The 26,042-nt window shown below is 70.3% G+C and carries 25 protein-coding genes; 16 read left to right on the top strand and 9 right to left on the bottom strand.

The annotated features are described in order from the left end of the window. The first annotated feature begins 178 nt into the window (after positions 1–178). The 5 genes from ACGFJ2_RS50760 (at position 179) to ACGFJ2_RS50740 (ending at position 5,851) form a co-directional block, all read left to right on the top strand. Entirely contained in the window at positions 179–793 is a 615-nt protein-coding gene (locus ACGFJ2_RS50760; protein WP_393481026.1) for an amino acid-binding protein, read from the top strand. Between the two features lie 31 nt (positions 794–824). Further along, positions 825–2,255, top strand: coding sequence for a hypothetical protein (locus tag ACGFJ2_RS50755; RefSeq protein ID WP_393481023.1), 1,431 nt, complete (start codon positions 825–827; stop codon positions 2,253–2,255). Between the two features lie 74 nt (positions 2,256–2,329). Then, positions 2,330–3,493: an acyl-CoA dehydrogenase family protein gene (locus ACGFJ2_RS50750; protein ID WP_225294962.1), complete on the top strand. Its 1,164-nt coding sequence runs from the start codon at positions 2,330–2,332 to the stop codon at positions 3,491–3,493. Positions 3,494–3,544: 51 nt separating this feature from the next. Further along, positions 3,545–4,627, top strand: a complete 1,083-nt coding sequence (locus ACGFJ2_RS50745; RefSeq protein ID WP_393481020.1) for a cation diffusion facilitator family transporter — start codon at positions 3,545–3,547, stop codon at positions 4,625–4,627. 36 nt (positions 4,628–4,663) lie between these two features. Then, positions 4,664–5,851 carry an acyltransferase family protein gene (locus ACGFJ2_RS50740; RefSeq protein WP_393481017.1) on the top strand — a complete coding sequence of 396 codons (1,188 nt, stop codon included), beginning with the start codon at positions 4,664–4,666 and terminating at the stop codon, positions 5,849–5,851. Between the two features lie 122 nt (positions 5,852–5,973). On the opposite strand, the gene ACGFJ2_RS50735 is transcribed toward ACGFJ2_RS50740, so the two are convergent. Further along, positions 5,974–6,438: a hypothetical protein gene (locus tag ACGFJ2_RS50735; RefSeq protein WP_393481015.1), complete on the bottom strand. Its 465-nt coding sequence runs from the start codon at positions 6,436–6,438 to the stop codon at positions 5,974–5,976. Positions 6,439–6,527: 89 nt separating this feature from the next. Between ACGFJ2_RS50735 and ACGFJ2_RS50730 the strand changes: the two genes are divergently transcribed. Then, positions 6,528–7,703, top strand: a complete 1,176-nt coding sequence (locus ACGFJ2_RS50730; RefSeq protein ID WP_393481013.1) for a hypothetical protein — start codon at positions 6,528–6,530, stop codon at positions 7,701–7,703. A gap of 33 nt (positions 7,704–7,736) precedes the next feature. Then, positions 7,737–8,873 carry an SPFH domain-containing protein gene (locus tag ACGFJ2_RS50725; protein WP_393481010.1) on the top strand — a complete coding sequence of 379 codons (1,137 nt, stop codon included), beginning with the start codon at positions 7,737–7,739 and terminating at the stop codon, positions 8,871–8,873. 45 nt (positions 8,874–8,918) lie between these two features. On the opposite strand, the gene ACGFJ2_RS50720 is transcribed toward ACGFJ2_RS50725, so the two are convergent. Beyond that, positions 8,919–10,319: an MmgE/PrpD family protein gene (locus tag ACGFJ2_RS50720; RefSeq protein ID WP_393481008.1), complete on the bottom strand. Its 1,401-nt coding sequence runs from the start codon at positions 10,317–10,319 to the stop codon at positions 8,919–8,921. A 13-nt stretch (positions 10,320–10,332) separates the two neighbouring features. Next, complete coding sequence (locus tag ACGFJ2_RS50715) at positions 10,333–11,130, bottom strand: cyclase family protein (RefSeq protein ID WP_358184733.1); 798 nt, start codon at positions 11,128–11,130, stop codon at positions 10,333–10,335. 77 nt (positions 11,131–11,207) lie between these two features. Between ACGFJ2_RS50715 and ACGFJ2_RS50710 the strand changes: the two genes are divergently transcribed. After that, a complete protein-coding gene (locus ACGFJ2_RS50710) occupies positions 11,208–11,966 on the top strand; it encodes an IclR family transcriptional regulator (RefSeq protein ID WP_393481002.1) in 759 nt (252 codons plus the stop codon). A gap of 498 nt (positions 11,967–12,464) precedes the next feature. Here the strand turns inward: ACGFJ2_RS50710 and ACGFJ2_RS50705 are convergent, their stop codons facing one another. Continuing rightward, a complete protein-coding gene (locus tag ACGFJ2_RS50705; RefSeq protein WP_393481000.1) occupies positions 12,465–13,091 on the bottom strand; it encodes an NTF2-like N-terminal transpeptidase domain-containing protein in 627 nt (208 codons plus the stop codon). Positions 13,092–13,441: 350 nt separating this feature from the next. Here ACGFJ2_RS50705 and ACGFJ2_RS50700 point away from each other — a divergent pair, with 350 nt between their 5' ends. Beyond that, complete coding sequence (locus ACGFJ2_RS50700; RefSeq protein WP_393480997.1) at positions 13,442–14,038, top strand: RICIN domain-containing protein; 597 nt, start codon at positions 13,442–13,444, stop codon at positions 14,036–14,038. Positions 14,039–14,572: 534 nt separating this feature from the next. On the opposite strand, the gene ACGFJ2_RS50695 is transcribed toward ACGFJ2_RS50700, so the two are convergent. Beyond that, positions 14,573–15,853, bottom strand: coding sequence for an ABC transporter ATP-binding protein (locus ACGFJ2_RS50695; RefSeq protein ID WP_393480995.1), 1,281 nt, complete (start codon positions 15,851–15,853; stop codon positions 14,573–14,575). Positions 15,854–16,205: 352 nt separating this feature from the next. On the opposite strand from ACGFJ2_RS50695, the gene ACGFJ2_RS50690 reads away from it, so the two are divergent. Both ACGFJ2_RS50690 and ACGFJ2_RS50685 read left to right on the top strand, forming a co-directional pair. Then, entirely contained in the window at positions 16,206–17,231 is a 1,026-nt protein-coding gene (locus ACGFJ2_RS50690) for a LacI family DNA-binding transcriptional regulator (RefSeq protein WP_357952615.1), read from the top strand. A 34-nt stretch (positions 17,232–17,265) separates the two neighbouring features. Beyond that, positions 17,266–18,183 carry a PfkB family carbohydrate kinase gene (locus tag ACGFJ2_RS50685; protein WP_393480991.1) on the top strand — a complete coding sequence of 306 codons (918 nt, stop codon included), beginning with the start codon at positions 17,266–17,268 and terminating at the stop codon, positions 18,181–18,183. A 48-nt stretch (positions 18,184–18,231) separates the two neighbouring features. Here the strand turns inward: ACGFJ2_RS50685 and ACGFJ2_RS50680 are convergent, their stop codons facing one another. Further along, positions 18,232–19,440 (bottom strand): hypothetical protein, encoded by a 1,209-nt coding sequence (locus ACGFJ2_RS50680; RefSeq protein WP_357952617.1) that lies wholly within the window; start codon positions 19,438–19,440, stop codon positions 18,232–18,234. A 221-nt stretch (positions 19,441–19,661) separates the two neighbouring features. On the opposite strand from ACGFJ2_RS50680, the gene lexA reads away from it, so the two are divergent. Beyond that, positions 19,662–20,321, top strand: coding sequence for a transcriptional repressor LexA (gene lexA / locus ACGFJ2_RS50675; RefSeq protein ID WP_357952618.1), 660 nt, complete (start codon positions 19,662–19,664; stop codon positions 20,319–20,321). Here lexA and ACGFJ2_RS50670 read toward each other — a convergent pair. From ACGFJ2_RS50670 to ACGFJ2_RS50660, 3 genes are all read right to left on the bottom strand, one after another. Then, positions 20,252–20,806, bottom strand: coding sequence for an NUDIX hydrolase (locus ACGFJ2_RS50670; protein ID WP_393480988.1), 555 nt, complete (start codon positions 20,804–20,806; stop codon positions 20,252–20,254). The two genes, lexA and ACGFJ2_RS50670, sit on opposite strands and share 70 nt — an antisense overlap. A gap of 184 nt (positions 20,807–20,990) precedes the next feature. After that, positions 20,991–21,626 carry a transcriptional regulator gene (locus ACGFJ2_RS50665; protein ID WP_357952620.1) on the bottom strand — a complete coding sequence of 212 codons (636 nt, stop codon included), beginning with the start codon at positions 21,624–21,626 and terminating at the stop codon, positions 20,991–20,993. Beyond that, positions 21,623–22,018, bottom strand: coding sequence for a DNA-binding protein (locus ACGFJ2_RS50660; protein WP_358184715.1), 396 nt, complete (start codon positions 22,016–22,018; stop codon positions 21,623–21,625). Before ACGFJ2_RS50660 ends, ACGFJ2_RS50665 begins: the two co-directional genes overlap by 4 nt. Before the next feature lie 59 nt (positions 22,019–22,077). On the opposite strand from ACGFJ2_RS50660, the gene ACGFJ2_RS50655 reads away from it, so the two are divergent. From ACGFJ2_RS50655 to ACGFJ2_RS50640, 4 genes are all read left to right on the top strand, one after another. Further along, entirely contained in the window at positions 22,078–23,346 is a 1,269-nt protein-coding gene (locus ACGFJ2_RS50655; RefSeq protein WP_393480985.1) for a PEP/pyruvate-binding domain-containing protein, read from the top strand. Between the two features lie 143 nt (positions 23,347–23,489). After that, entirely contained in the window at positions 23,490–24,104 is a 615-nt protein-coding gene (locus ACGFJ2_RS50650) for a histidine phosphatase family protein (protein ID WP_358184709.1), read from the top strand. A gap of 47 nt (positions 24,105–24,151) precedes the next feature. Continuing rightward, positions 24,152–25,177, top strand: a complete 1,026-nt coding sequence (locus ACGFJ2_RS50645) for a sensor histidine kinase (RefSeq protein ID WP_393480982.1) — start codon at positions 24,152–24,154, stop codon at positions 25,175–25,177. Between the two features lie 113 nt (positions 25,178–25,290). Next, a complete protein-coding gene (locus ACGFJ2_RS50640) occupies positions 25,291–25,914 on the top strand; it encodes a response regulator transcription factor (RefSeq protein ID WP_357952625.1) in 624 nt (207 codons plus the stop codon). Positions 25,915–26,042 lie beyond the last annotated feature (128 nt).

Below are 26,042 nucleotides of genomic sequence, written 5' to 3'. Positions count from 1 at the left end.
CTCCGCGTTCTTGGGCGCCACCTGCGGCTTTCCGCAGGTGGCGCTGGGCGAACCTTTATCCCAAAACCCGGATTAGCGGACCATCCTTGGATATAAGTGCAGCATGCGTGACATATCCGTGGAACATGCTGGAAACCTTCCACGGGCACTGTGAAAGCCTCTGGAAAGGGGGCGGGTCATGCTGCTCAGACTGAGGGTGTCGTTGCCGGACCGGCCCGGGGGGCTGGGCCAGGTCGCGCGGTCACTCGGTGCGTTGGGTGCCGACATTCTGCAGGTCACCGTGCTGGAACGGGAGACGGGCCGGGCGGTGGACGACTTCACGGTGTCATGGCCGGGGAAGGTGACCCCGGACGAGGTGCGCGACCGGCTCTCGGCCGTCCCGGGCGTACGCGTCGAGGGGGTCTGGCCGACCAAGGACCTCCCGGGCTCGGCGCCCGACTACGACCTGCTCATGCACGTCGCGTCGGAGCCGTCGCGGGGGATCGCGACGCTGGTGGACGCGCTGCCGGGGCTGTGCGGCGCCGAATGGTCGATGGCGCTGGCGGGTGACGTCGTACGGCATGCCAGTCTGGGCGCGCCGGAGGTGTTCGAACTGCTGGAGCCGCCGCTCAGGGCCGCCACGCGGGCGGCCGACGACCTGCGGCTGATGCTGCTGCCGGTCGCCACGCACGGGCTGCACGTGGTCGTCGCCCGCGCGGCGGGACCGCACTTCCACCGCGCCGAACTCGAACGCGCCGCGCGCATCGTGGCCGTGGTCTCCAAGCTGTCCTCTGTGCTGCCCGCCCCCAACTGACTTTCGTTCGCGGTGCCTTAATGTCGGTGTCGTGCCTCGACGATCATGGATTCTGTGGAGTACGGCGTTATTACTAACGCTGATTCCCGACGTCTTCTTCTGGATCCGCTCGCTTCTGGTCGGAGATGACGGCGGCCGGAGCTACGCGTGGATGTGGGTGGGTTCGTGCCTGGGTAACCAGATCAACGACCTGATCGGATATCCGGAACGCCTGATCAGGGTTCTCCCCCTTTTCTGGTTCGGCGGCGCGCCGATGATCGTCGTGGCCTGCGCCTGCTGTTACCTGAGCGTCCGGACCGGGCGTGCCCGGCTCGGCCGGATCATCGCCCGCTCAGGCGCCGTGACGTTGCTCTTCTTCCGCCTCCCAGAGCTTTTGCTGTTCACGCTCGACGGGGCGCTGGGCCCGCGATGCCTGGAGGCGTGGGGTCCGTCCGCGATTCTTAGCTGGAACGCGGGCATGGACCTCTACTTCCTGGCGCCGCCGATCCTGGTTCTGCTCGCGGTGCGCCCAGCCCGCCGCGGCTACGTCCGCAGAGGGCGCTTCGCCCGTACGGCGGTCGCGGCCCTGACGCTGATGACGACCTTCCTGGTCGTGGACCGGGCGGCCCCACCCGGCAAAGTGAGCAGTGAAGGCGAGCTCGACTGCGCCGGTTTCGGGGGCGGCACCGTCCACGACCTGACCAAGGCGGAAAAGGACTTCCTGTGCCAGGTCCGCGGCTACGCCCCCTTCATGAACAACGGCATTGAGATCTGGGACAAGGCTCCCGACCGGGTGGTCCTGACTCAGGGCCGCGACCTGTGCCGTCTGGCCGGACAGCACGGCGGCGAGATCAACGCTCCCGCCGTGCGCGCGGCACCCCACGCGGCGCTGGCCGGCGCGCTGGGATCGTTGTGCCCTGCGGTGGCCCGGGCCCAGGAGCTGGCCGGCCGGCGGCAACAGGAGGAAGAGGACGCGTACGTCGCCAAGGAGGAGAAGGCCTGCGCCGCGCACCCCGCGCACCGCCCGAAGATCAAACCGGTCCGGCAGCACCGCGCCACCACGTGGACCGAGTTCTGGACCATCAACGGCTGGGAGGACGGATATGAAGACGCCTCTCCTGACCTGGTCAAGGAGCTGATCGGCAGCGAACGGGGCGCGCTGGCCATCTGGGCGGCCGACGAGGTCGGGTACGCCTGCGTGACCACCGAGTCCTATACCCGGCGGCCGCCGCTGGAGACCAAGGGGTGGAAGGAGGTGGTCGAGGTCGCCTACGAGAGCCCGACCGGCTCGCTGACCCTCGGCGACGGCTTGGGGAACACGTCGCCCAAGCTGACGACCAGCGGCCCCGGGTCCTACCGGGTCCGGGTCCACCTGCGCGGCCGTGAACGCGTCTACCAGGTCCCCTACCCTCCGGACGGCGCCGTGGAGTTGCTGATCATGGTGTTCCCCGGCAAGCGGAAGGAGCCGGCCGTCTACCGGTGACGGTCCGTCCGAGGGGATGATCCTCCGGCGCGCGTATCGTTGGCCCCGGCCGTGGTAGCACTGAGGAGGAGCCGGTGGATTTCGAGCTGAGCGACGAGCAGAGGGCCTTCCGGGAGACCCTGCGGGCCTTCGTCGACAAAGAGATCATGCCCGTCGCCATCGAGTGGGAGCACTCCGGGCGATACCCCACGGAGATCGTCGACAAGATGAAAGCGATGGGGCTCTTCGGCCTCAGCGTGCCCGAGGAGTACGGCGGGCTCGGGGCGGACATGGTGTCGTTCGCCCTGGTCTTCGAGGAGATCGCCCGGGGCTGGATGGGGGTCGCCGGCACCATCGGGTCTCACTCGCTGGCCTGCTGGATGATCGCTCGGCACGGCACCGAGGAGCAGAAGTCGCGCCATCTCCCGGATCTGGCCACCGGAGCCCGCCGTACCGGCATCGCGCTCACCGAGCCCGGGGCCGGGACGGATCTGCAGGGCATTCAGACCAGGGCCGTACGCGACGGCGACCACTATGTCGTGACCGGCACCAAGACGTGGATCACCAACGCCCGCCACGCCGATCCGTTGCCCGTGCTGGTGAAGACGTCCGTCACCGAGCCCGCGCACAAGGGGATGTCGGTGCTGCTCGTCGATCCGGCGGCCGAGGGGTTCGGGGTCAGCCGGGATCTGCCCAAGCTCGGCTACAAGGGGACCGAGACGTGCGAGGTCGTGCTCGACGGTGTGCGCGTGCCCGTGGACGCGCTGCTCGGCGGGGTCGAGGGGCGCGGCATGCAGCAGGTGCTCGGCGGGCTGGAGATCGGGCGGATCAACATCGCCGCCCGCGCGGTCGGCGTCGCCCAGGCCGCCTACGACGCCGCGCTCGGCTACGCCCGTGAACGCAACGCCTTCGGCCAGCCCATCGCGGACTTCCAGGCCGTACAGCTCAAGCTGGCCGACATGGCGACCGAGATCCAGGCGGCCCGGCTGCTGACCTACTGGGCGGCCTCCCAGGCCGACAGCGGGAAGCGGGTCGACATGGAGGCGGGGATGGCCAAATACTTCGCCTCCGAGGTGGCGTTGAAGGCGTCGCTCGAGTCGATGCGCATTCATGGCGGATATGGCTATTCGCAGGAGTTCGTGGTCGAGCGGCTCTACCGGGACGCGCCGCTGATGGCCATCGGCGAGGGCACCAACGACGTCCAGCGGCTGGTGATCGCCCGCTCGCTCGTCTCCGGCAAGAACCACGTCGGGTGGTGATGACTCGGGGGGCGCGGTAGAGCACGCGACTTGTTGGGCAAATGAGGTGCTATGACCGGTCAGCACGATTCCACCTCTTCAGGCCTTTCGCCCGAACCTGCGCATGGACACGGGCACGGTCATGGGCATGAGGGCGAGCGCGGGCGCGGCGGGATCAGAGGGCTGCTGGCGAAGGCCGGGCATGCCCTCGCGCCGCACAGTCACGACAGCGCCGACAAGACCGACGCCGCCCTGGAAGGCAGCAGTCGCGGGCTGCGCGTACTGGCCGTCTCGTTCGGTGTGCTGCTGGTCACCGCCGCCGTCCAGGCCGTGATCGTCGTCATGTCCGGCTCCGTCGCGCTGCTCGGCGACACCCTGCACAACGTCGCCGACGCGCTCACGGCCGTACCGCTCGCGATCGCCTTCTCGCTCGGCCGCCGGGCCGCCACCCGCCGCTTCACCTACGGGTACGGCAGAGCCGAGGACCTGGCCGGCATCGCCATCGTGCTGATCATCGCCGCCTCCGCCGTCCTTGCCGGGTACGAGGCGGTCACGCGGTTGCTCCACCCCCAGGACATGCGGGCCGTCGGGTGGGTGGCCGCGGCGGCCGTGGTCGGGTTCCTCGGCAACGAGTGGGTGGCGCGCTATCGGATCGGGGTCGGCAGGGAGATCGGCTCCGCCGCGCTGGTCGCCGACGGGCTGCACGCCAGGACCGACGGCTTCACCTCGCTCGCCGTGCTCATCGGCGCGGGCGGCGCCGCGCTGGGCTTCCCCCTCGCCGACCCGATCGTCGGCCTGCTCATCACCGTCGCCATCTGCTTCGTGCTGCGCGACGCCGCCCGCGAGATCTATCACCGGCTCATGGACGCCGTCGACCCGGCCATCGTCGACGAGGCCGAAGCCATCCTGGGCGGAGTCGAGGGAGTGGAACGCGTCGGCTCCGTACGGCTGCGCTGGATCGGCCACGCGCTGCACGCCGAGGTGGAGATCCTGGTGGGCCACGAACTCTCGCTCGTGGACGCGCACGCCGTGGCGGTGGCCGCCGAACACCGCCTCATCCACGAGCTGCCCAGACTGCGCGCCGCCACCGTACACACCGACCCGCACGGCCCCGCGGGCGCCGACCATCACGCCCCGCTGACCAGCCATCGCTGACGATGGGGCATCACTCGTCCGGGTCAGGGTAGGTTGATGCGGGTGTCGATCGCCCCCGCCACGACCACACCCACCACGACCCCCGCCCCCGCGCGCCTCGCCTGGCTCGACGCCCTGCGCGGCATCGGGGCGCTCGCCGTGGTCGCCGAGCACCTGCTGCCCTGGTTCCTGCCGGCGCTCCGGCCCTTTTGGTTCAGTCTCGGCGTCTACGGCATTCTGGTGTTCTTCCTGGTCAGCGGCTACATCATCCCGACGTCGCTGGAGCGGCACGGCGATGTGCGGACGTTCTGGGTAAGCCGCGCCTTCCGTCTCTACCCGCTCTACCTCGCCGTGGCGGCCCTGGTGCTGGCGGCGGCCTGGTGGGTGCCGGTACGCGCGGAGGTGCCCCGCGACGGCACGGCTGTGGCGGCGCACGCGACGATGCTGCTCGACGTGGTGGGCGTCGGGGGCGTGGCCGACACCATGTGGACGCTCTCGTACGAGATGGTGTTCTACCTGCTCGTCACCGCGCTGTTCGTGACCCGGCTGCATGAGCGGAGCGGGCTGTTCGCGGTGCTGTTCGCGGCCGGTTCGGTGGTCGTCGGGCTGCTGGTCGGTGGGGCGCTGCTGAAGGGCGGCTGGGTCGCGTACGCCTCCGGGGCCGCGTTCTTCGCCGGGCTGGCGTGCGTGATCTCGGGCAGATTCCGTACGGCGGCGGCGTGCGCGCTGGGCCTGATGGCGGTGGCGCTGCTGGTCCTCGGCAGCCGGGTGCCGTGGATGGGCGTGGCCGTGCTGGGCGTCATGTTCGCCGGGACCGCGATCCAGCGCTGGGAACGCGGCACGGGCGGGCTGTGGCCGGTGGCGGCGACTGCCGGACTGGTCGCGCTGGCCCCGATCTGGGCGATCGAGGCGGGATGGTGGTGGGTCGAGCCGGACGTGTGGATCACCACGATCGCGCTGGCGGCGGCCACCTTCGCGGGCGGGATGGCGCTGCGGGGGCGGCGGGTGCCGAGGGTGCTGACCTGGCTCGGGCTGATCAGCTACTCGCTGTATTTGGTGCATCATCCGCTGCTGAAGTTCTTCGTGGAGGTGAGCGGGGATCTGCGGCGGTCGCCGCTGCCGCTGCAGCTCGGGATGGCTACCTTGGCCATGGTGCTGGTCCTGCTGGCCAGCGCCCTGGCTTACCGCTTCGTCGAGAAGCCGATGCAGTCGTTAGGCCGTCGGGTGTCCCGTCGCGCCGCCTAGGGCCAAGGGTTTCCTGGGTGGTTCGTCACGCGACCGCCTCAATCCGTGTGATGGTCCGTGGTGGCTGGGGTCCCGTGGAGGGACAACCTCGTCGGGGGCGGACGGCGACGACCGGCTGGTGCTTAGAGAGTCGGGACGCACCGCCGGGGCTGGTCCAGGGCTGAGACGATCTCCGGGTGGTGGGCCAATGCCTGCCGTACGACGGGATCCTCGGCTGTCAGGAACGCCAGGTGCCGGATGGCGTGGGCCACCACATTGGCCACCTCGACGCGGCCGGGCGCGGGCGTGGCGGGTGCGTCACCGGCGACGATCTCCAGCACGGGCAGGTCGATCGCGGGCAGCCAGGGCTCCGGGTCCGGGCAGACGGCGTACGTGAGCACGATCTCGCCCTCGGGACGGCGGCGCCAGCTCGTGGAGTGCACGACGGTGGACGGCGCGTCGGCCGGGATCCCGCTGACCCGGCGCGCGGTCTGGTCGGGCGTCTCTCCGGGGGCGGGCACGGCGGTGGCGTGCCGGTACGCCCACTCACTGTCAGTGCTCGCCCGTAGCATGAGCGTCTCGACCGAGACGATGTGTCTTCCCGTCACCCCCGACAATCTACTGCCAGTTGTATGCAGAAGCGATCTATTCGCAGAAGGCCGTAGGTGGGGAGGCGCGCAGAGAGAGGCGGACAGCCATGCCCGGGTTGCTGGTGCTCATGGGGTCGGGCGAGACGAGCCCGACCATGGTGGAGGTCCACCGCTCCGCCGCGCGGCGGCTGCGGCCGGGCGCGCGGGCCGTGCTGCTCGACACCCCTTACGCCTTCCAGGAGAACGCGGCCGATATCTCCGCCCGTGCCCGCCGCTACTTCGCCCGGAGTGTCGGCCTTGAGGTCGAGGTGGCGACCGGGGCGGCCGGAGCCGACTGGGTGTTCTCCGGTCCCGGCAGCCCCACCTACGCCCTCGATCAGTGGACGGCCGCGCCCACGGCGGGCGACCTGCGGGCCCGTGTCCGCGCCCGCCAGGGCGTGACCGTGCTGGCCTCGGCCGCCGCCTGCACGGCCGGGCTCGCGACGGTGCCGGTCTATGAGATCTACAAGGTGGGCGCCGAGCCGCACTGGCGCGAGGGCCTCGACCTGCTGGCGGCGCTCGACCTGCGGGCGGTGCTGATCCCGCACTTCGACAACGCCGAAGGCGGCACCCACGACACCCGCTACTGCTACCTGGGTGAGCGGCGGCTGTCTCGGATGGAGCGGGAGCTGCCGCCGGGCACGGCCGTTCTCGGCATCGACGAGCACACCGCGGTCGTCATCGACCTCGACGCCGAGACCGTCGAGGTGGCGGGCCGTGGCGGGCTGACCGTACGTCGTCCCGGCTCGCAGGCGGTCCTGCCCGCGGGCACCCACATCGGTCTGGAGGAGGTCCGCCGCCTGGCCGAAGGCGGTCGCGTCGCCGCCGCGCCATCGCCCCGGCCCGCCGCCGTCTCGGCGCCGGCCCAGATCACGCTGGAGGAGACCGTACGCTCCTGCGAGCGGCGCTTCCAGCTCGCGGCGGCGGCGCCCGACCTGGTCGCCGCGGCCCGCGCCGTCCTCGACATGGAGGCCGAGCTGGTCAAGTGGGCGGCCGACACCGAGGAGGACGCGGGCGGCGTCGACGAGGCAAGAGAGCTCATGCGGCTGCTGATCGCTCGGCTCGCCGAGGTGGCCACCACCGCCGATCTGCGTGCCCTCGTCGAGGCCCTCCTGGCGTTCCGCAACGACCTGCGCAGGCAGGGCCGCTACGAGGTCGCCGACGCGCTGCGGGCGGCGATGCTCAGCGGCGGCGTGCTCGTCGAGGACACCCCTGACGGACCGCGGTGGACCATCTCGCGGTAACCGGCCTACTCTCGGAGCGGAAGGGACACCACCATGGTCACCAGCATTCTCTTCTCCGTCCTCGCCGTCATCCTGCTCTGGTCCGCCTTCAGCTTCATCAGGGTCGTCAACCAGGTCGAACGGGGCATCGTCTTCCGCTTCGGCCGGGCTCAGAAACAGGTGCGGCAGCCGGGGCTGAGCTTCCTCATCCCCTTTGTGGACAAGATGAAGAAGATCAACGTGCAGATCGTCACCATGCCGATCCCCACCCAGGAGGGCATCACCCGCGACAACGTCTCGGTCCGGGTCGACGCGGTCGTCTACTTCCGGGTCCAGGACCCGCTGCGGGCGGCCATCGAGGTCCAGGACTACCTGTTCGCGGTCGAACAGGTGGCGCAGACCTCCCTGCGCTCGATCATCGGCAAGAGTGAGCTCGACGACCTGCTGTCCAACCGCGAAGAGCTGCACAGGGGCCTCGCCCTCATGATCGACAGCCCGGCGCTCGGCTGGGGCATCCACATCGACCGGGTCGAGATCAAGGACGTGCAGCTGCCCGAGTCGATGAAGCGCTCGATGTCGCGGCAGGCGGAGGCCGAACGCGAGCGCCGGGCCCGGGTCATCACCGCCGACGGGGAGTTCCGGGCCGCCCAGAAGCTGGCCGACGCCTCCGCCATCATGTCCGAGACGCCGGCGGCGTTGCAGCTGCGCCTGCTGCAGACGGTGGTCGAGGTGGCGGCGGAGAAGACGACCACGCTGATCATGCCGCTGCCGGTCGAGCTGCTGCGCTTCTTCGACCGCATGGGGCGCGACCCCGCGCCGGTCGACGCGTCGGCGGACGCATCTGCCGCGGCCGCGACCTCCCGGGAGGAGGCCATTCGCGAGACGCCCACTCGCGAGGAGACGGCTCCGCTGGAGTCGCTCCGGCGGGAGGCGCCCGCCCAGCTGCCGCCGCTCGACGAGGTCCGCAAGGTCATGCCGCCGCCGTCCCCGGAGGCGGAGATCCCGGAGGCGGCGTTCGCTGCCACGGCGGACCGCTCAGAGGCGGACCGCTCAGAGGCCGACCGCTCAGAGGCGGGCCGCCTGGAGACAGGCCTTCCGGAGGCGGTGGACAGCTCTGAGATGGCCGACCGGGTGGAGACAGCGGAGCGCTCGGAGGCGGCGGAGCGGACTCCCGGCGCACGGTCGATGTAGCCGCCCGAGCGGCTCCCTAGCGGTTCGTCGAGCCGGCGCGGTGGCTCAGGCGGTCGTCAGCCGGAGGAGCGGTGCCACAGTAGGGGCCTCGGGCAGGTCGCGGCCCGCCGCGACGAGAGCCGCCACGCGGTCCGGGTCGAGCGCCCGCCCCGCGTTCGTGCGGAACTTCACCGCGAGCTCCTCCGCCGTCAGCGGATGTTCCGGACCGCCACGGGAGGAGTCGACCCGATGCTCCAGCAGCGAGCCGTCACGCAGCCGTACCCGCAGCACGGCCGCGAACGCGTGCGGGAAGATCTCCGTCGCCCGCTCGTCCGCCACGCAGCGCACCCGCTCGGCCAGCGCCAGCCGTGCGGGATCGAGGGCGGCGAAGTCGTCCAGTGACAGCCCCAGCCCGCCGCCGCCGTGCAGCGCCGCCGCGACCGTGTACGGTCCCGAGAACTTCGCGTGGTACGGCGACTCCGGCCTGACCTTGTCGGCCCGGGGCTCGGCGATGGTACGCAGCACCGGAGCCGCGACCCCCAGTTCGACCTCCTCGATGTCGGCGGGGGACAGGCCGCCGGCGCGCAGGGCGAGGGCGCAGTCGATGGCCGGATGGGTGAAGTGGTTCGTCGGATACGGCTTGTAGACCGTACGCAGGAGTTCCCACCGCTCGCCCAGCCCCGACAGTAGCGCCTCGGCGTCGAACCGGCCGTCCAGCCACGCCTGGAAGAAGCCGAACCGGCCTTCCAGCACCGTGGGCGGCCCCGTCAGCCCCTCCAGCGCGAGCACGGCCGCCGTGACGCCCGAGTGGGCCGCCCAGCCGCAGTGCACCCGCTTGATCGTGCCGCCCGTGCGGTTGGCCTCGAGGACGCCGGCGCCCATGCTGGCCGCCACCCCGACGGCGTGCGCGATGCCGGCGGCGTCCAGGTCGTACAGCAGCCCGGCCGCGACCGCCGCGCCGAGCGTGCCGCAGATCGACGTGGCGTGCTGGCCCTTCTCGAAGAACAGCGAGTTGCCGGCCTCCGGCAGGTAGGAGGCCATGCCGAGCCGGTTGCACACCTCGACGCCTGCCGCGACGGCCGCGATCAGCCGCTCGCCGGACGCGCCCGTGGCCTCCGCGGCGGCCAGCGCGGCGGGCACCACGGGAGCGCTCGGATGCAGCACGGACGGCAGATGCGTGTCGTCGTAGTCGAGCGCGTGCGCCAGCGTGCCGTTGACCAGCGCCGCCGACGGCGCGGGCAGCCGGTCGCCGCTCCCGATCGCGGTCGACTCCCCGGCCCCCTGCCACCGTCGTACGGCCCGCAGCACGGCCGGGGCCGCGTCACCCGCCGGCTCCGCGTAGGCGGCCAGGCAGTTGCCGAGCACGTCGAGCACCCGGCCCGTCACGTCGTCCCGCACCTCGGCCGGGATGCCGCGATCACGGCATTCCATGGCGAATTCCGCGAGCCGCTGAACATGAGTGGTCATCTCCGCTCCCCGATCAGGCGATGACGGCGAGCGGGCGAACCGGGGCTCCCGTGGCGCCGACGATCGGCAGCGGGTTCAGCACCAGCAGGAACTCGCGGACTCCAGAGTCGAGCAGTTCGGCCAGCCGCATCGTCTCCACGATGTTGATGCCCGACTCCACCAGCATGATCCGGTGCACGGGGAGCGTGGCATGCCCGCGGCCCGCCGCGATGTGCTCGAAGGCGATGGTCTCGCCGCCCACCACGCGCGGTCGCCGCGCGGCCAGCCAGCGGCCGGCATCGGCGCCCGGACCCGGAACGCCGTTCCGCTGACCGACGAAGTCGTCCCCCGACTCCCACAGCCGTGACCAGCCGGTCCCGACCAGTACGGCGTCGCCCGCGCGGATCTCCAGGTCTCCGGCGGCCCGCTCCAGATCGTCGGCGGTGACCTCGTAGCCGGCGGGCAGCGTGGTCACCCCGTGCACGGCGGCCACGTCGAGCAGCACGCACCGGCCCACGTACGGCTCGAACCCGTCGATGCCCATGGCGCTGAACCCCTCGTGCGACATCACCTCGCCCGCCGGCCGCCCGCCGTACAGCAGGCCCTCCTGGGAGACGTGCGCCAGCGCGTCGACGTGCGTGCCGACGTGGCCGCCCGTGACGATGATCTCGTTGGCGGCCGAGCCGCCGTCGGTCCTGACCAGGTCGCCGTGCCGGCGTTCCAGCGCCATCCGGAACGGCGGGTGGTTGGGGGACTGCGGCATGCCCTTGCGCATCGGCTGCGCCAGGTCCAGCACGCGCGAGCCCTCCAGGGCCTTCCACAACGACGACATATCCGGTGGCTCCTTGTGTTCCAATAGTAGGAATGCTGTTCCCGACAGTACACATGATTCACCGGGGAAGGCCCACCATGCCCAGCCAGACCGCCGCCACCGTCGAACGGGCCGCCGACATCCTCGTCCGGTTCGCCGAGGCGGGCACGGACACACTCGGCGTCACCGAGCTCGCCGAGAGCCTGGGCATGTCGAAGGCGGCGGTGCATCGGGTGCTGGCCTCGTTCAGGAGCCGGGGGCTGGTCGTGCTCGACGAGGAGAGCAGGCGCTATTCGCTGGGGCTGACGGCGATGCGGCTCGGCCTGGCCTACCTCGACCGCATCGACGTACGGCGGCTGGCCGCGCCCGAACTGCCCGCCCTGTCGAGGCTGACCGGCGAGACCGCCACTTTGTCGATCAGGACCGGCGACACCCGCGTCTACATCGACCAGGCGACACCCGAGCGGGAGGTGATCATGTCGGTCTCGCTGGGCGTGCCGTATCCGCTGCACGCGGGCGGGTCGTCCAAGGCGTTCCTGGCGTTCCTCCCAGAAGCGGATATCGACCGCTATCTCGCCCGCTCCCTGGAGAGCATGACGCCCGCCACCGTCACGGATCCCGACCGCCTGCGCAGCGACCTGACGCTCATCCGCCGCCGCGGCTACGCGATGTCGATCGCAGAACGGCAGAGCGGCGCGGCCTCCGTGGCGGCCCCCATCCTCGACCACCACGGCCGGCCGGCGGCGGTCATCAGCGTGTGCGGCCCGGCCGACCGCTTCATGGCCGAAGCCGACGCCTGCGCCGCCGCCCTCCTGCGGACCACCGACCGCCTGTCCGCCGAGCTGGGCCACCACTGACCGTCTTCACGGCCCGCCCAAAAAGGGCCTCCACTTCGCTCCGGGCGTTCTTTCTCCCCGCCCGATTTCGGTGGTTGGCCATCTGATACCCGCCCCCCCACAAAGGCCCTCCGCTTCGCTCCGGACGTCCTCCCAGGCGGGCTGACGCCCGCCCCCTGAAGGGCCTCGCTACGCTCGGACCGCCTTCCCGAACACGCTTCGCCAGGCCGGCTGGTTGAAGTGGCCGTGGCGGCAACCCCATAGAGAGCGGCACCGACTCCTACCGCCTGCCCCAGACCCAAGCGCGCCCCGATTCCCACCGCGCAAACAGCGGAGCCGAATCACCTGATTTCAGTGGTCTTCTAGCGTCGTGGGTCGGTGATTCGCCGACACTATGAGGCGAGGGCATCGAGGATTTCCTGGACAAAGGGCTTGGGGGCCTCGTTCCAGGAGGTGATCCAGGCGCGGATGTCCTTCCCCCGTGCCCGCCGGCCGATCTGCGAGAAAGCGCCGACGCCGCTAGCCGGTGACCCCGGGTTGGGCCGAGTCGGCCAGAGTCGCGACCAGTTTGAGGCCTTCGTCGGCGAAGAGGGATCCTGCCTGTTCTCCCTCGGTTCGCGTTTCTAGCAGGACCAGGCGGGAGGAACCATCGGGTTGGGGGACGACGCGGACCTGCCGTATCTCGCTGGATCCGACCTCCTGCAGGTCGGGGTGGACCGCCGTCGGGGTCCAGTTGACTTTCCACGCGCGGTCGAAATCGATGACCTCGAGGTGCCCGTCGTAGGAGTAGGGGACCGGCCCGTCGAGAGTGACGGAGAACATGGCGTCATAGGTGGCGGCCTGCCCGAAATTCCGGTTGGACTCGGGACGGACGCGGGTCTCCCGGATGGTGATCTTCTTGGCCTGGGAGCCCCTGGCGAAGGCGTCATAGATGCTGTCGAAGTCGCGAGGCGGTTCCAGCACCTGGGCTTTCATGGCGTGCAGGTCCCCGCGTTGCCAGGCCGTCAGAAACGCGGTCACCGTCTGCTGGGGCGAGCCTTCGGTGCGCACCGACAGGTAGACGGCAGCGCTCAGGCCGAGGACGGTAGCCAGGGCTACGGCGATGGTGATCCTTGTCCGTCGCCGACGTGGAGAAAATGTGGACATTGTTCGGCAACCTTACTGGCTAGTGCCGTAGCAGCGGGCAGCATGATCCGCCGTTACATCGCCTGGCGTAACCGCAACGAACCGCAGCACTGACAACCCCGACTACGCCGAATCATCAACAGGGCGAACGCGGCTTGATGCGGCATTAGATGGTGAAGAGCGAGACCGTCCCCTGCGTGAACCAGATCGCGGTCATCGTCTCCCACTTCTCGTCCATGAGGACATCGTCGAGACTCGCCCATGGAGATATTGCTACTCTAAGTAACTATCAATTACCCTTAGTAGCGTTTCGGTTGTGGCCCGCCACCACAAGGAGCGGGCCGTCCCTTTCCCACGGGAGGCACGCCTACATGCGCAAAACCGCCGCTCTCGTGCTGGCCTCGGCCATCACCGCCAGCGCCGCGATCACCACGTCTGCCGCCTATGCCGACGGGATCGGCGGTGCGCCGGCCCCAGCCGCGCCGGTCCGCGACCAAGACCTGATCAACAAGACCAGCGGAGGCCGGCTGGCCCTGTACGGCGACAGCACCGCCGAGGGGGCGACCGCCATCACCCTGCGCGACCCGGCGTGGAAGTACCACACCGAGGTGTGGGAGGGGCACTCCACCTGGCAGGCCGACGAGGCGAACACCTACACCACCGTGCTGAAGAACCAGGCCGCCAACAAGTGCCTGCAGCCCGCGGCCGCCACCCCGCTGCGCGGCACCACCATCGTGGTCAAGACCTGCGACGGCTCAGACCTGCAAAAGTGGATCCTGGCGGGCGAGAAGGTCGACGGCAAGTACACCGGCTGGTGGGTATGGCGGCCGAAGGTCAACAAGAACCTGGCCATGACGCTGAACCGGTACAACGACGGCAGCTGGGACACCCTGCACCTGGACACCGCCTACCCCAGCGCCGACCGCCTGTGGCGCATCGCCCCCAACGACGCGCCCTGGCACCTCTGAGCCTCCCAGGCCGCCCCTGGCGCAGGCTTCTTCAATGAGGCCCTCGCCGGCTTCGGCGGTGAGGGCCTCGCTGTCTACCCGGCGAGGGTAGTGCCGCATCAGGCAATGTCTGCCCTACTGACGACCTTGCGCACCAGTGACCCTCGGTGCTCCTCGGCAAAGGTCGAGGCGATGGCGATCGAGATCGACCCCGCTCCTCTGGGGGAGGCGGAAATGTGCAGCAAACGGCTCGTGATTATCCCCTTTCGGGCCGTGGTCCGATTATGGGAAGTGCGGACCACGGTCCGATTGGTCAACTGCGGGTCGTATCGGCGCCCAGCCGCGTGCGGGATCAGAGGCCGTCTCCCTGGAGGCCCTTCGCCACGTACGGTGTTTGGGGCCGGCCCATGCTTGCCGTACAAGAGGGGGTCGTAGTAGGGGAGAGTGCCGCGCGGTGCTGCATGGGACCACAGGATGGGGTCGTAGTAAGGGAGGGCGCCGCACCGGGGCACGGGGTGTGGCAGTGTGTACGAACTCGCGCGCGGACGGACCCGGTCAGCGGCGGGGTGGATCGATGCGCGCGCCGTCCGGGGTGAAGATCATCAGGCGGGCCTGATCGATGGCCACCTTGGCGGGCTCGCCGGCGCGCCAGACCGGGCGCCCGCCCAGGCGGACGATGATGTCCGAGCGGCGGTGGATGCCGCTGCCGACGTTCTGTCCGACTTTTTCCTGTTCCTCCCGCTCCTCGGGTTGGGAGAACATCCGGCGGACCAGCCCGCCGAGTCCGGCGGAGCGGTCCTTGCGACCGTTGACCTGGGCACGCCGGTCCGGCGGCTCGGGCACCGGTACGGCCGGGACGCCGCACTCGATGTAGGCCAGCCACTCGTGGCCGTGGTACTCCAGCGCGCGCACCCGGCCGAAGAACGACGGCCCCTCGTACGACTCGGGCACGGGCGCCAGGCCGTCGGGGCGCAGGCCGACCAGCACCTGGCCGCCGGTGTGCTGGGAGATGGCGTAGGCGCGGGGATCGCTCCACGGGAGCGTCAGCCGGTGCGGGCCGAAGTCGAGCATGACGTACTGGTTCTGCGGCGTCCGGACGGTCGCGGCCAGGAGGTTCAGCTGCTGGGAGTTGAGAAAGGCCGCCACGAACGCCGTCGCCGGGTCGTTGTAGATCTGCGCCGGAGTGCCGACGTCCTGCAGGACGCCGCGGTTGAGTATGGCGATCCGGTCGGCCAGCGTGAGCGCCTCGACCTGGTCGTGTGTCACGTAGATGGTGGTGACGTTCAGCGACCTGACCAGGGCGGAGATCTCCATGCGCAGCTCGGTGCGCATGCCGGCGTCGAGGTTGGACAGCGGCTCGTCCATGAGGAACAGCTTGGGCTGGCGGACGATCGCCCGTCCCATCGCGACGCGCTGACGCTGGCCGCCGGATAAGGTGCCCGGGCGGCGTTCCAGCGTGTCGTCGATGTGCAGCGCCTTGGACAACTCGGTGACGCGCTCGCGTACCTGTGCCGGGTCCGACTTGGCGATCTCCAGGGGGAAGGCGATGTTGCCGCGTACGGTCCTGTGCGGGTAGAGGGCGCCGTTCTGGAACACCATGGCGACGTCGCGGTCACGCGGCGCCAGGTTGTTGGCCAGCTGGCCGTCCAGCCAGAGATCCCCCTCGGTGATCTCCTCGAGGCCCGCGATCATCCGCAGCAGCGTGGACTTGCCACAGCCGGAGGGGCCGAGCAGAACGAGGAACTCGCCATTTTCGGCCTTCAGGCTCAGTCGGTCTACCGCCAGGTAGCTACCCGGGTACACCTTGGTCACTTTGTCGAGAACGACCGAGCTCATGGGCCCAACACCTTGCGCACGTGTCACCTGTGACGGGGCTGATTGAAGGGGTAGTACATCGCGCCTTAACGCCACATGTCCACCCTTGTCATAAAAGATCTCTGCCCAATCGGGTTTCGGCTAGGGGTTTTGGGCATCCGATGGCGGAAACATCCGGAAAAATCGTGACTTGGAAGGGCTTGCGGGAAATTGCGGCAAGAGCTTTCATTGTCGGGACCGTCTTAGGGGCTGCGGAGCATGATCAGGGGTGGCGCGAGGCTGTGACGTACTCCGTGTACAGGCGCGGCTTCGCCGCCCCCGACGTCCCGCGCGCGTCACATCCGGCGGCCCGGTGGAAAGTACAGTGGCGCGCATGACCGGTCACGCGCGCCTCGCCGACATCGCCGCCCAGGCCGGGGTGAGCGAGGCCACGGTCAGCCGGGTGCTCAACGGCAAGCCCGGCGTCTCCGTCGCCACCCGCCAGGCCGTGATGACCGCGCTCGACCTCATGGGCTACGAACGGCCACCCCGGCTGCGGCAGCGCAGCAACGGGCTCGTCGGCCTGGTCACCCCCGAGCTGGACAATCCGATCTTCCCGGCGTTCGCCCAGTCCATCGAGAAAGCGCTGACCCAGCACGGCTACACGCCCGTGCTCTGCACGCAGCTGCCGGGCGGCGCGCCCGAGGACGAGTTCACCGAACTGCTGGTCGACCGCGGGGTGAGCGGCATCGTGTTCGTGTCGGGGCTGCACGCCGACACCACCGCGCGGATGGACCGTTACACCAGGCTCACCGACCGCGGGCTGCCGATCGTGCTGGTCGACGGCTACAGCGAGCACATCGACGCGCCGTTCATCTCGCCCGACGACCGGCTCGCCGCGCGGCTGGCCGTACAGCATCTCGTGGACCTCGGACACGAGCGGATCGGGCTGGCGCTGGGGCCGCGCAGGTTCGTGCCCGTGATCAGGAAGATCGAGGGTTACCGGCAGGCCATGGCCCAGCTGCTCGGCACGAACGCCGTCGACGAGCTGATCGCGCACTCGCTGTTCTCCGTCGAGGGCGGGCAGGCGGCGGCCATGCAGCTCCTGTCGCGCGGCTGCACCGGCATCGTGTGCGCCAGCGACCTGATGGCGCTGGGCGCGATCCGCGCCTGCCGCGAGAAGGGGCTGGCCGTGCCGGGCGAGGTGTCGGTGGTCGGCTTCGACGACTCGCCGCTGATCGCGTTCACGGATCCGCCGCTGACCACCGTACGCAAGCCGATCGGCGCGATGGCCACGGCCGCGGTGCAGACCCTGCTCGAAGAGGTCAACGGGGCGCCCGCCAAGCACGTCGAGCTCGTCTTCCAGCCCGAGCTGGTGGTCCGCGGCTCCACGGGCTCCGGCCCGCTGGTGAACCGATGACCGGGGCACGCCCGCTCTACTCGCTCCAGCGCCGATGATGCGCGATGTCCTGGTCCTCGGCGGCGCCGGGGTCGACACCACCGTGTACGTGCCCGCGCTGCCCCTCCCGTACGAGGACACCTACTCCGTACCGCCCGTGATCGACCGGATCGGCAACACCGGCGCCGGTGTCGCGCTCGGCTGTGCGGCGCTCGGGCTCGACGTCACGTTCGCCGACCTGATCGGTGACGACCCGCAGGGCGCGCTGATCCGCCACGCGCTGCGCGGCCTCGACTTCATCTGGGCGCCGGCGCGGGCGGGCACCCGGCGCAGCGTCCTGCTGGTCGATCCGGACGGCCGCCGCACCTCGCTGTTCGACCCCAGGGCCACGCCCGGCGAGCGGCTCCCGAGCCACCTCTACAAGGGCGTGCGCGCGCGGCACGCGCACGTGTCGATCACCGACTTCTGCCGCCATGTGTACCCGGACCTGGACATGCCCGTCTCCACGGACCTGCACGACTGGAACGGCGTCGACGACTACCACCAGGACTTCGCCTACCGCTCCGACCTCGTCTTCCTCTCGGCCGCCGCGCTCACCGACCCGGCCGCCACCATGGCCGCCATCATCGAACGCGGCCGCGCCCACACGGTCGTCTGCACGCGCGGCGCCGACGGCTGCCTGGTCCTCACCCGCGACGCGCCCCTGCGCGCCTTCCCGGCCGCGCCCCTGCCCGGTCCGGTCGCCGACAGCAACGGCGCGGGCGACGCGTTCGTCTCTGGCTTCCTGTACGGCACTCTGCGCGGACTACCCCTGGAGCAGCGCGTAGGGCTCGGCGCCACCGCCGGAGCCCACGCCTGCACCGTCCTCGGTACCCACGAGTCCCCGATCACCGAGCCCACGCTGCTGAGCCGCGCGCTCGGCCAGGACGGGGTCACCGACCCCACCCGTGCTGACCCGCGCGCTCGGCCATGACGCCATTCACCGGCCCCGCCCCGCTGAGCCGCGCGAAGGAGCCGAGCGCTAGCGATACTCCGTGATCGCGTCCCGGCCGATCGCCCACAACGGCTTCCCGCCGGGGAGCGCGGTCATCGCGGTCACGGGGGCGGGAGGTGTGACCCGCGACCACCTTCCGCCCGCTTCGGCCAGCAGCCGGTAGGCGTCTTTCGCGTCCTCGGAGACGGACTTCCGGGAGGCGACCCACACCACGCCATCACTGTCGCGGGCGATCCCGGTCAACTGTCCGCCGTCGATGGCGACCGCCCGCCAGGCCGTGCCGTTCCACCGGTAGGACAGAGGGCGGAACGCGCCGTCCGACGTCTCGTAGCCGCCCACGGCCCACACGTCGTCGGCGGCCACGGCCAGCACCGCCAAGACCCGCGAGTCGACCGAGCCGGACGGCGACGGCGAGGGCAGCGACGACGTGGGCTCCGACGGCGTGGGCTCCGACGGCGAGGGCAGCGACGGCGCGGGCAGCGGTACGCGTCGCCAGGCGCGGCCGTCGAAGCGCGCGACGGCGGGCTCCGACTGCACGTAGCCGTCGTCCGGCAGCGGGTCCACCTCGCCGACCGCCCAGATGTCCTGCGGCGACACGGCGACGGCCGCGTACGTCGCGATGGGGATCGCCTGACTGGTCCAGCGCTGCCCGTCGAAGTGCCGCGCCCACCCGTCACCGAGCGCCCACACCTTCCCCCCACCCAGCGCGACCACCTCTGACGGACTCGCGGTATCCCCCTCGGACGTGATCACCGGATCGGGGATGAACGACCAGCGCCGCCCGTCGAAGCGCAGCAGCCCGGACTCACCGCCCTCCTTGTCCTCGGCGATCACCCACACGTTGCCGGGATCCGATGCGTCTACCTTGGTGAGCGTGACGTACCGGGCCTGCTTCGGCAGTTCCTTCGTCAGCCGTCGCCAATGCTTGCCATCCCAGTGGACCAGCAACGCCTCGTGGCCGTCGGTGCCGAACGTCCGCTCACCGACCGCCCACGCGTCGGCCGCGCCCGTGGCCGCGATGTCCAGGAAGTCGGCACCGTAGTCCAGCCCCTTCTGCCGGTAGACCACCCGCCAGCGGCCCTTGGGGTGCGTCGCCACCGGGGTACTGTCACTCGGGCTGGGCCGGGAGGTGACGCGATCAGTCGGGCCGGGCTCGCGGCCGGTAGCCGAGACGACCGAACATCCGGTCAATGCCACCATCACCAGGGTGACGGCCGCCAGTCGCAGGCCCACCATGCCTCCTGTGCGCGTCCGTCTTGGGTGATCTCCGTGGGCACGGGCCAAAAGGAGCGGCGTTCACACTACCGTGAGGCACCGGCGACCGGTCAGGAACGGGAGCCACATTGAAGCAGCGGCATCTCCGGCGAGCGGACGGCGACTTCGTCCACCATCGATCCGATCGTCGCGCGGATGGCCGCCCACGCCTGCGGGGCGGAGAAACCCTTAACATTTCGCACGTGACCACCTACGACGGCCATGACACGTTCGAGCACCTGGGCGCTTCGGCGCTGCCGCAGCGCCAGCAACGGATCCTGGCCACGATCCGGGACTGGGTGGTCAGATACGGATACCCTCCGAGCACCCGCGAGATCGGCCACGCCGTCGGGCTGCGGTCGTCCTCGTCGGTGTCCAAGCACTTGAGGAGCTTGGAGGAGAAAGGGTTCCTCCACCGGGGCACGACGATGACCCGGCCGATCGACGTACGCCTGTTCCTGGGGGCCTCGGCGCCGGAACCGGCAGGGGACCTGGTGACCGTGCCTGTGGTCGGGGACATCGCCGCGGGCACTCCCATCCCGGCCGACGAGTACATGGACGACACACTGACCCTGCCCCGTGACCTCACCGGGCGTGGCAACGTGTTCGGCCTGCGGGTGCGGGGCGATTCGATGATCGACGCCGCGATCTGCGACGGCGACATCGTCGTCGTACGGCAGCAGCCCGAGGCGCATTCGGGCCAGATCGTCGCCGCGATGATCGACGGCGAGGCCACCGTCAAGGTGTACCGCCGCCGCGACGGGCACGTCTATCTCGAACCGCGCAATCCCGTCTACGACATCATCGACGGCGACGGCGCCGTGGTGCTGGGCATCGTGGTCTCGGTCCTTCGCAGCCTCTGAGCAGCGTGCGGCGACCTTCGTTTGGTGTGTTGGGCCAGGGTCGTGTCGATGATCTGGGTGTTGCTGGGGGGAGGGTTGGTCGTGTCCCACCAGCAGATGGCGCTGATCTCTTGGTTGGGGATGAAGTCGTGGTGGCGGGTGGCGGCATGGGTGGTGTAGACGGCGGCGTATTCGTTGTGCGGCGGGGTGGTCAGCCAGAAGCGTGCGTATCCCGCGAGGGTGAGGGTGGGCAGGTGCAGGCCGCTCTCCTCGCGCAGTTCCCGTACGGCTGCTTGGAGGGGAGTCTCGCCAGGGTCGATCCGGCCGCCTGGTAGTTCCCACTGCTGACGGAAGCGGTCGAAGACCAGCAGCAGGTGCCGGCCGTACCAGACCACGACCAGAGCTGCCGGCATCGGCGCGTCGTCCGGCATGCCGGGGACTCGTGTGGCTGGCAGGAACGCCGTCAGCGCGTTCCCCCTCTTGTCCATGGCCAAGACTCGATCCATACGTCCCATGGTGAGTGCTCCGCGGACGGACTCCGCGGGTAACACCTCAACCAGACCGTCGGCAGGCCATCCTGGCGCGTGAGGCCATCGCGTAGCGCTGGGCCCCACAGCATGTCCTAAGCCGGTGATGCGCCTGACCGGCGCCCCGAGGGTCATCGCGGATGCGGGGCGGCGGAGCGCGGGGTCAGGGTTCGGCGTGGCGGTCGATGCCGAGCGTGGCGATGAGGTCTTCGTGGAGCTCGAACCAGACACGATGGCAGGAGTCGACATCGGTGCGGTCGACCCAGGCGCCCTGCCCGGCTCGGGCGCGCGCCAGGGCCGCGCCGAATCGTGCGTCGTATCCGCGGAACCGGGTGAGTACGCCCCGGAGCCGGTCCGCGAGTGGCAGGAGCGCACGGTCGATGCCGGCGAGCTCGTCGAGGATCCGGGCATCCCAGACGGGATCGGAGTGGTCGTTGGCGGCGAGCCGGTCACCGGCGGTGGGCCGGAGCTGCCAGTCGGTGCAGGCTCGTAGCAGGAGGGCGTTCAGCGGGAGGAACTCGCGGTAGGCGTCACGGACCTCGTCGGCACCGCCGACGCGGGCGAGCTCGGCCGCGAGCAGGCGCTCGTTCTCGGCTCGGCCTGTTTCGGTCAACGACCAACCTCCGCTACCGGCGAAGGCGGTGTGCTCGACCCACCCACGTGCCTCGGCGTCGTGCAGCACCTCTTTCGTCTCGGCCGCGTCGAGCCCGTACCGATAAGCGATCACCGGGGTGTCCGCGAACCCGGTGATGCGTACGGAGTGCAGGACCAGGAGATCGGTCGCGGAGTCCCGTGTCATGAGCCGGCGTCCGATCGTCCTGCCAGGCGGGTGTAATGCTGCTGGCATGCCTGCGGTGAGTTGAACCCCATCGCCTGCGCCATCTGTGCCCAGGTCAGCCCCGCGCTCCGGGCCGTGAACAGCAGGCCGGCTTCGAGTCCTTCGACCTCGGCGCGTGCGGCGGGCAGGAGGGCGAGCGCGCTCAGGACGTCCTCCGGGTCCAGGTCGGCGTTGCGCCAGACGGCGAACTGCACGAGGTCGACCGCCGACAGCGGGGCGGGCGAGGGTCGCCATGGACGGGCGTCGAGCTCATCCGCGCCCAGATCCAGGAGACGCTCACGCGCGTCCTGCTCGCGGCGGGCCTGTACGTGATCGGTCTGCATGTTGTGGGCGATGTCCTGCTTGCGTGGCATGCACTTACCCTGCACAATCAACAAAACGTTGTCAATCATTTGTTGAAAGGTAAGGGTGGATGATCGTACCCCTCATGGAGGCTGCCGCCGATACCTGCGGAGGTAAGGCCGGCGCGCTCGGCGCGTTGCTCCGCGCGGGCCTGCCGGTTCCTGACGGCTTCGTCGTCTCGTACGCCGCCTACCTCGCCGCCGTCCGCGACCTGGACCTCGGGCGGTTCGCCGGCGAGCCGGACGTGGCGCGGCAGGTGCTTGAGTCCCGCCCGGTCCACGCCACCGTGGTCGATGCGCTACGCCGCGCACTCGACGAGCTCGGCGATCCGCCCGTGGCGGTCAGATCGTCGGCGGCGGACGAGGACACCGGCCAGGCATCGGCGGCCGGTCAGTACGAGAGCTTTCTCGCCGTGCGCGGAGCCGGTGAGGTCGCCGATGCCGTACGTGCCTGCTGGGCCTCGTTGTTCTCCGCACGTGCCATCGGCTACCGGCGCCACGGCCAGCCGTCCGACGATCTTGTGATGGCCGTCCTCGTCCAACGCCATGTGGATGCCGAGGTGTCCGGGGTCATGTTCACACCCGCGGGCCCGGACGACGCGACCCAGATCGAGGCGTCCTGGGGGCTCGGACCCAGCGTCGTCGGAGGCACGGTCACCCCCGACGCCTACCGCGTCGCCGAGGACGGGTCGGTCACCCGTAGCGTCGCGGACAAACAGACCCGCCTTGACCGGCACGGCACGCGGCTCGTCATCAGCGACGTGCCTACTGGTACCCGGGACCAGCCGGCGATCGACGACGCGACGGCCACGCGGCTGGCCGAGCTGGGCAAAGACATCGCGGCCGTACGCGGTGAACCGCAGGACATCGAGTGGGCGATGGTCGACGGCCGCGTCTGGATTCTGCAAGCACGGCCGGTCACCGCCGCACCCCCACCGGCGACCTCGCCTTCCAGCGCCTCGCACACCCCAGCCGCCACGCCCCCCGGAACCCTGGGCCACCACGGGACCGTAACCGGCACGCTCACCGGAACGCCAGGCAGCCACGGGATCGTAACCGGCACCGCGAGAATCGTCCGCGGCCCCGGCGACTTCGCGCGCGTGCGCCCGGGCGACATCCTCGTCTGCCCCTTCACCGACCCCGCTTGGACGCCGCTGCTGCGCGTCGCCGCCGGTGTCATCACCGAGACCGGAGGCGTGCTCTCCCACGCCGCGATCGTCGCTCGTGAGCACGCCATCCCCGCCGTCCTCGGCATCCCGAACGCGACGAGCACGCTCCACGACGACACCGTCATCACCCTCGACGGCACCAACGGCACCGTCACGGCGGCACGCGCGTGACTGATCACTTCCGTCCCTGGCCGGTCTATGTCAGGCCAAGAGCCGAGCCCACCCAGGCATCCCGCCACCGAACCCACACCTACGGATCCACATCGAAGGAGATGGGAAGCGGGCCCGCACGGGCACCGCGCCCCTGACCACTCATGGCAACGCGACACCTCTACCTGGCACGCCACGGCGCGGCCAACGCGTTCGGGGAGCTCACCGACATCGGGCACCAGCAGGCGGGCCTGCTGGGCGAACGGCTCGCCGGCGTACCGGTCGACGCCGTGTGGCACTCTCCGCTGCCACGCGCCGTAGCGAGCGCGCACGAACTCGCCCGGCATCTACCGAACGTGCCCGTGGCCGAGGCCGCCGAACTCATCGACCACGTGCCCTACGTTCCCAGTACGGCCGAAACGCCCCCGTCCTGGGCCGGCTTCTTCGACGGCTACGACGACGCGGAGGCGGCCTCGGGCCAGAAGCTCGCCGAGGCCCTGGTCGCCCGGTTCGCGAAGGTTCCCGAGACGACCGCACAAGGGGCTCGGCGTGACACGCACGAGGTCCTGGTGACGCACGCCTATCCGATCGCGTGGCTGGTGCGGCACGCGCTGGACGCGCCGCCAGCCCGATGGCTCGGCCTGAACAGCGCCAACACCGCACTGACGGTCATCGAGTACCGCGACGGCCTGCCGCCCACGATCGTGATGGTCAACGACATGAGTCACCTTCCGACCGGCCTGCGCTGGACCGGGTTCCCCGAAAGCATCAGGCCGTGAGGTAGCTCCTGCTGTCCGTACGGCCGAGGCGTTCTAGGGTCGACATCGTGAACCTCATCGGTGCGGTGCTGCAGCTGTGCGCGCTGGTGGTGGCGTTCCGGCCGCGCGTCCCTCCCGCGTACTCGGCCGTGGGCGGGGGAGCGGTCTCCCTGGCGATCACCGCCTACCATCCGCTGACCGGCACCCGTGGAGACACCACCTTCTGGCTGCTGATCGAGGTGCCGGCGCTGCTCGCCCTGACGATGCTCGCGGGCCGCCGCGCGCCTCTCGCAGCTCTCGTCCCCGGTCTCGCGGTTTCGACCATCCTGCTGAGAATGGTCTGGCCCGGCCCGCCCTCGCTGATACTGGCCGGTTGCGCGGGCTGGTCGCTGGGGGCGGTCGGGGTCGCCGCGGCCGGGCTCTATCTGCGTTCGCTCGATGGCAACCGGCGTCGGGCGGTGGCGCAGGCCGTACGGGATCAGCGGCTCGCTCTGGCGCGTGACCTGCACGATTTCGTGGCGCACGATGTCAGCGGCATGCTCGTACAGGCCCAGGCCGCCCGGCTCGCACCAGAGCTGCCGCCGCGGATCGAGGACGCCCTGCGGCGCATCGAGGAGGGTGGCCAGCGGGCTTTGACCTCGCTCGACCGTACGGTCCACATGCTCAACGAACCTGCCAGAGGCCCCTTCCCCGGCATCGACGGCCTGCGGGAACTGGCCGACGGGTTCTCGCCGACCATCCGAGTGAATCTCGCCGTCGAGGCGGAGCAGATCTCCCGCGAGGCGTCGGCAACCGTCTACCGGGTGGTGACGGAGGCGCTGACCAACGTACGCAGGCACGCGCCGCGGGCGACCACTGTCGACATCGCGGTGACGAGAGACGGCGACATGGTCCGCATCCGGGTGGACGACGATGGCAGCGCTGGCCTGCCGGAGGGCAACGATCGCGGTGGCGGGAGTCGTTTCGCTGAACACCGTCGCAACGGCGGCTTCGGCCTGGCGGGACTCGCCGAGGTGCTCGGGACGGTCGGCGGCTCCCTTTCCGCGGGTCCCCACGGTGCGGGCTGGCGCGTCACGGCGGCCGTCCCCGTCTGAGTCCGGAGCCGCGGGTCGGAGTGGGAGGGTTATATGACGTACACGCGGCTGGAAGGGGGCAAGGACATGTGTCCGGGCGGTGTCGGTGGTATCCGGTTGGTGGGGGCGGTGACGTGACGACTCGGGTTCTGATCGCGGACGATCAAGATGACGTACGGATCGGCTTCCGGCTCATTCTCGACTCGCAGCCCGACATGACGGTCGTGGGGGAGGCGGCTGACGGGCAGGCGGCAGTCGGGCTCGCCCGGCATCTCAAGCCCGACGTCGTACTGGCCGACATCCGCATGCCCAAGCTCGACGGACTTGAGGTCACCAGGGTGCTCGCGCCGGAGACGCGGGTGATCGTGGTGACCACGTTCGACCTCGATGACTATGTGCACACGGCACTACGCAACGGTGCTTGCGGGTTTCTGCTGAAGCGGTCGGGACCGACGCTGCTCGTCGAGGCCATCCGTGCCGCCATGGCCGGGGACACGCTCATCAGCCCGCAGGTCACCGTACGGCTGTTGCGCCACCTCCGTGCCGCCCGGCCGGAGCCGCCGGGGGAGCCGCTCACGGAGCGAGAGATGGAGATCGCGCGGCTGGTCGCGCATGGGCGTACGAATGGTGAGATCGCCGCCGAGCTGTTCATCAGCGCCGGCACGGCGAAGACGCATGTGGCCAACATCCAGCGCAAGGTGGGAGCGGCCAATCGGGTCGGGATCGCGGCCTGGGCGTGGAACTCGGGGATCGCCTGAGGCTGCGTAAGATCTCACGGATGTCTTCTGCGACCTACCTTGCCCAGGGGCCACGCGTGGCCATTCGTCACCTCTCCCTCCAGGACTACGAGGAATATACGGCTTTGGTCCGGGAGAGCGCCGAGCTG

The sequence above is a fragment of the Nonomuraea sp. NPDC049028 genome, from assembly GCF_043197735.1.
GTDB lineage: Bacteria > Actinomycetota > Actinomycetes > Streptosporangiales > Streptosporangiaceae > Nonomuraea.
This window is presented reverse-complemented; position numbering and strand designations above follow the sequence as displayed.

Bases quoted from the DNA above. Each gene is read 5' to 3' on its own strand.
- ACGFJ2_RS50760 (WP_393481026.1), top strand. From the start codon at position 179: ATGCTGCTCAGACTGAGGGTGTCGTTGCCGGACCGGCCCGGGGGGCTG.
- ACGFJ2_RS50745 (WP_393481020.1), top strand. From the start codon at position 3,545: ATGACCGGTCAGCACGATTCCACCTCTTCAGGCCTTTCGCCCGAACCT.
- ACGFJ2_RS50740 (WP_393481017.1), top strand. From the start codon at position 4,664: ATGCGGGTGTCGATCGCCCCCGCCACGACCACACCCACCACGACCCCC.
- ACGFJ2_RS50730 (WP_393481013.1), top strand. From the start codon at position 6,528: ATGCCCGGGTTGCTGGTGCTCATGGGGTCGGGCGAGACGAGCCCGACC.
- ACGFJ2_RS50725 (WP_393481010.1), top strand. From the start codon at position 7,737: ATGGTCACCAGCATTCTCTTCTCCGTCCTCGCCGTCATCCTGCTCTGG.
- ACGFJ2_RS50720 (WP_393481008.1), bottom strand. From the start codon at position 10,319: ATGACCACTCATGTTCAGCGGCTCGCGGAATTCGCCATGGAATGCCGT.
- ACGFJ2_RS50715 (WP_358184733.1), bottom strand. From the start codon at position 11,130: ATGTCGTCGTTGTGGAAGGCCCTGGAGGGCTCGCGCGTGCTGGACCTG.
- ACGFJ2_RS50710 (WP_393481002.1), top strand. From the start codon at position 11,208: ATGCCCAGCCAGACCGCCGCCACCGTCGAACGGGCCGCCGACATCCTC.
- ACGFJ2_RS50705 (WP_393481000.1), bottom strand. From the start codon at position 13,091: ATGTCCACATTTTCTCCACGTCGGCGACGGACAAGGATCACCATCGCC.
- ACGFJ2_RS50700 (WP_393480997.1), top strand. From the start codon at position 13,442: ATGCGCAAAACCGCCGCTCTCGTGCTGGCCTCGGCCATCACCGCCAGC.
- ACGFJ2_RS50695 (WP_393480995.1), bottom strand. From the start codon at position 15,853: ATGAGCTCGGTCGTTCTCGACAAAGTGACCAAGGTGTACCCGGGTAGC.
- ACGFJ2_RS50690 (WP_357952615.1), top strand. From the start codon at position 16,206: ATGACCGGTCACGCGCGCCTCGCCGACATCGCCGCCCAGGCCGGGGTG.
- ACGFJ2_RS50685 (WP_393480991.1), top strand. From the start codon at position 17,266: ATGATGCGCGATGTCCTGGTCCTCGGCGGCGCCGGGGTCGACACCACC.
- ACGFJ2_RS50680 (WP_357952617.1), bottom strand. From the start codon at position 19,440: ATGGTGGGCCTGCGACTGGCGGCCGTCACCCTGGTGATGGTGGCATTG.
- ACGFJ2_RS50670 (WP_393480988.1), bottom strand. From the start codon at position 20,806: ATGGATCGAGTCTTGGCCATGGACAAGAGGGGGAACGCGCTGACGGCG.
- ACGFJ2_RS50665 (WP_357952620.1), bottom strand. From the start codon at position 21,626: ATGACACGGGACTCCGCGACCGATCTCCTGGTCCTGCACTCCGTACGC.
- ACGFJ2_RS50660 (WP_358184715.1), bottom strand. From the start codon at position 22,018: ATGCCACGCAAGCAGGACATCGCCCACAACATGCAGACCGATCACGTA.
- ACGFJ2_RS50655 (WP_393480985.1), top strand. From the start codon at position 22,078: ATGATCGTACCCCTCATGGAGGCTGCCGCCGATACCTGCGGAGGTAAG.
- ACGFJ2_RS50650 (WP_358184709.1), top strand. From the start codon at position 23,490: ATGGCAACGCGACACCTCTACCTGGCACGCCACGGCGCGGCCAACGCG.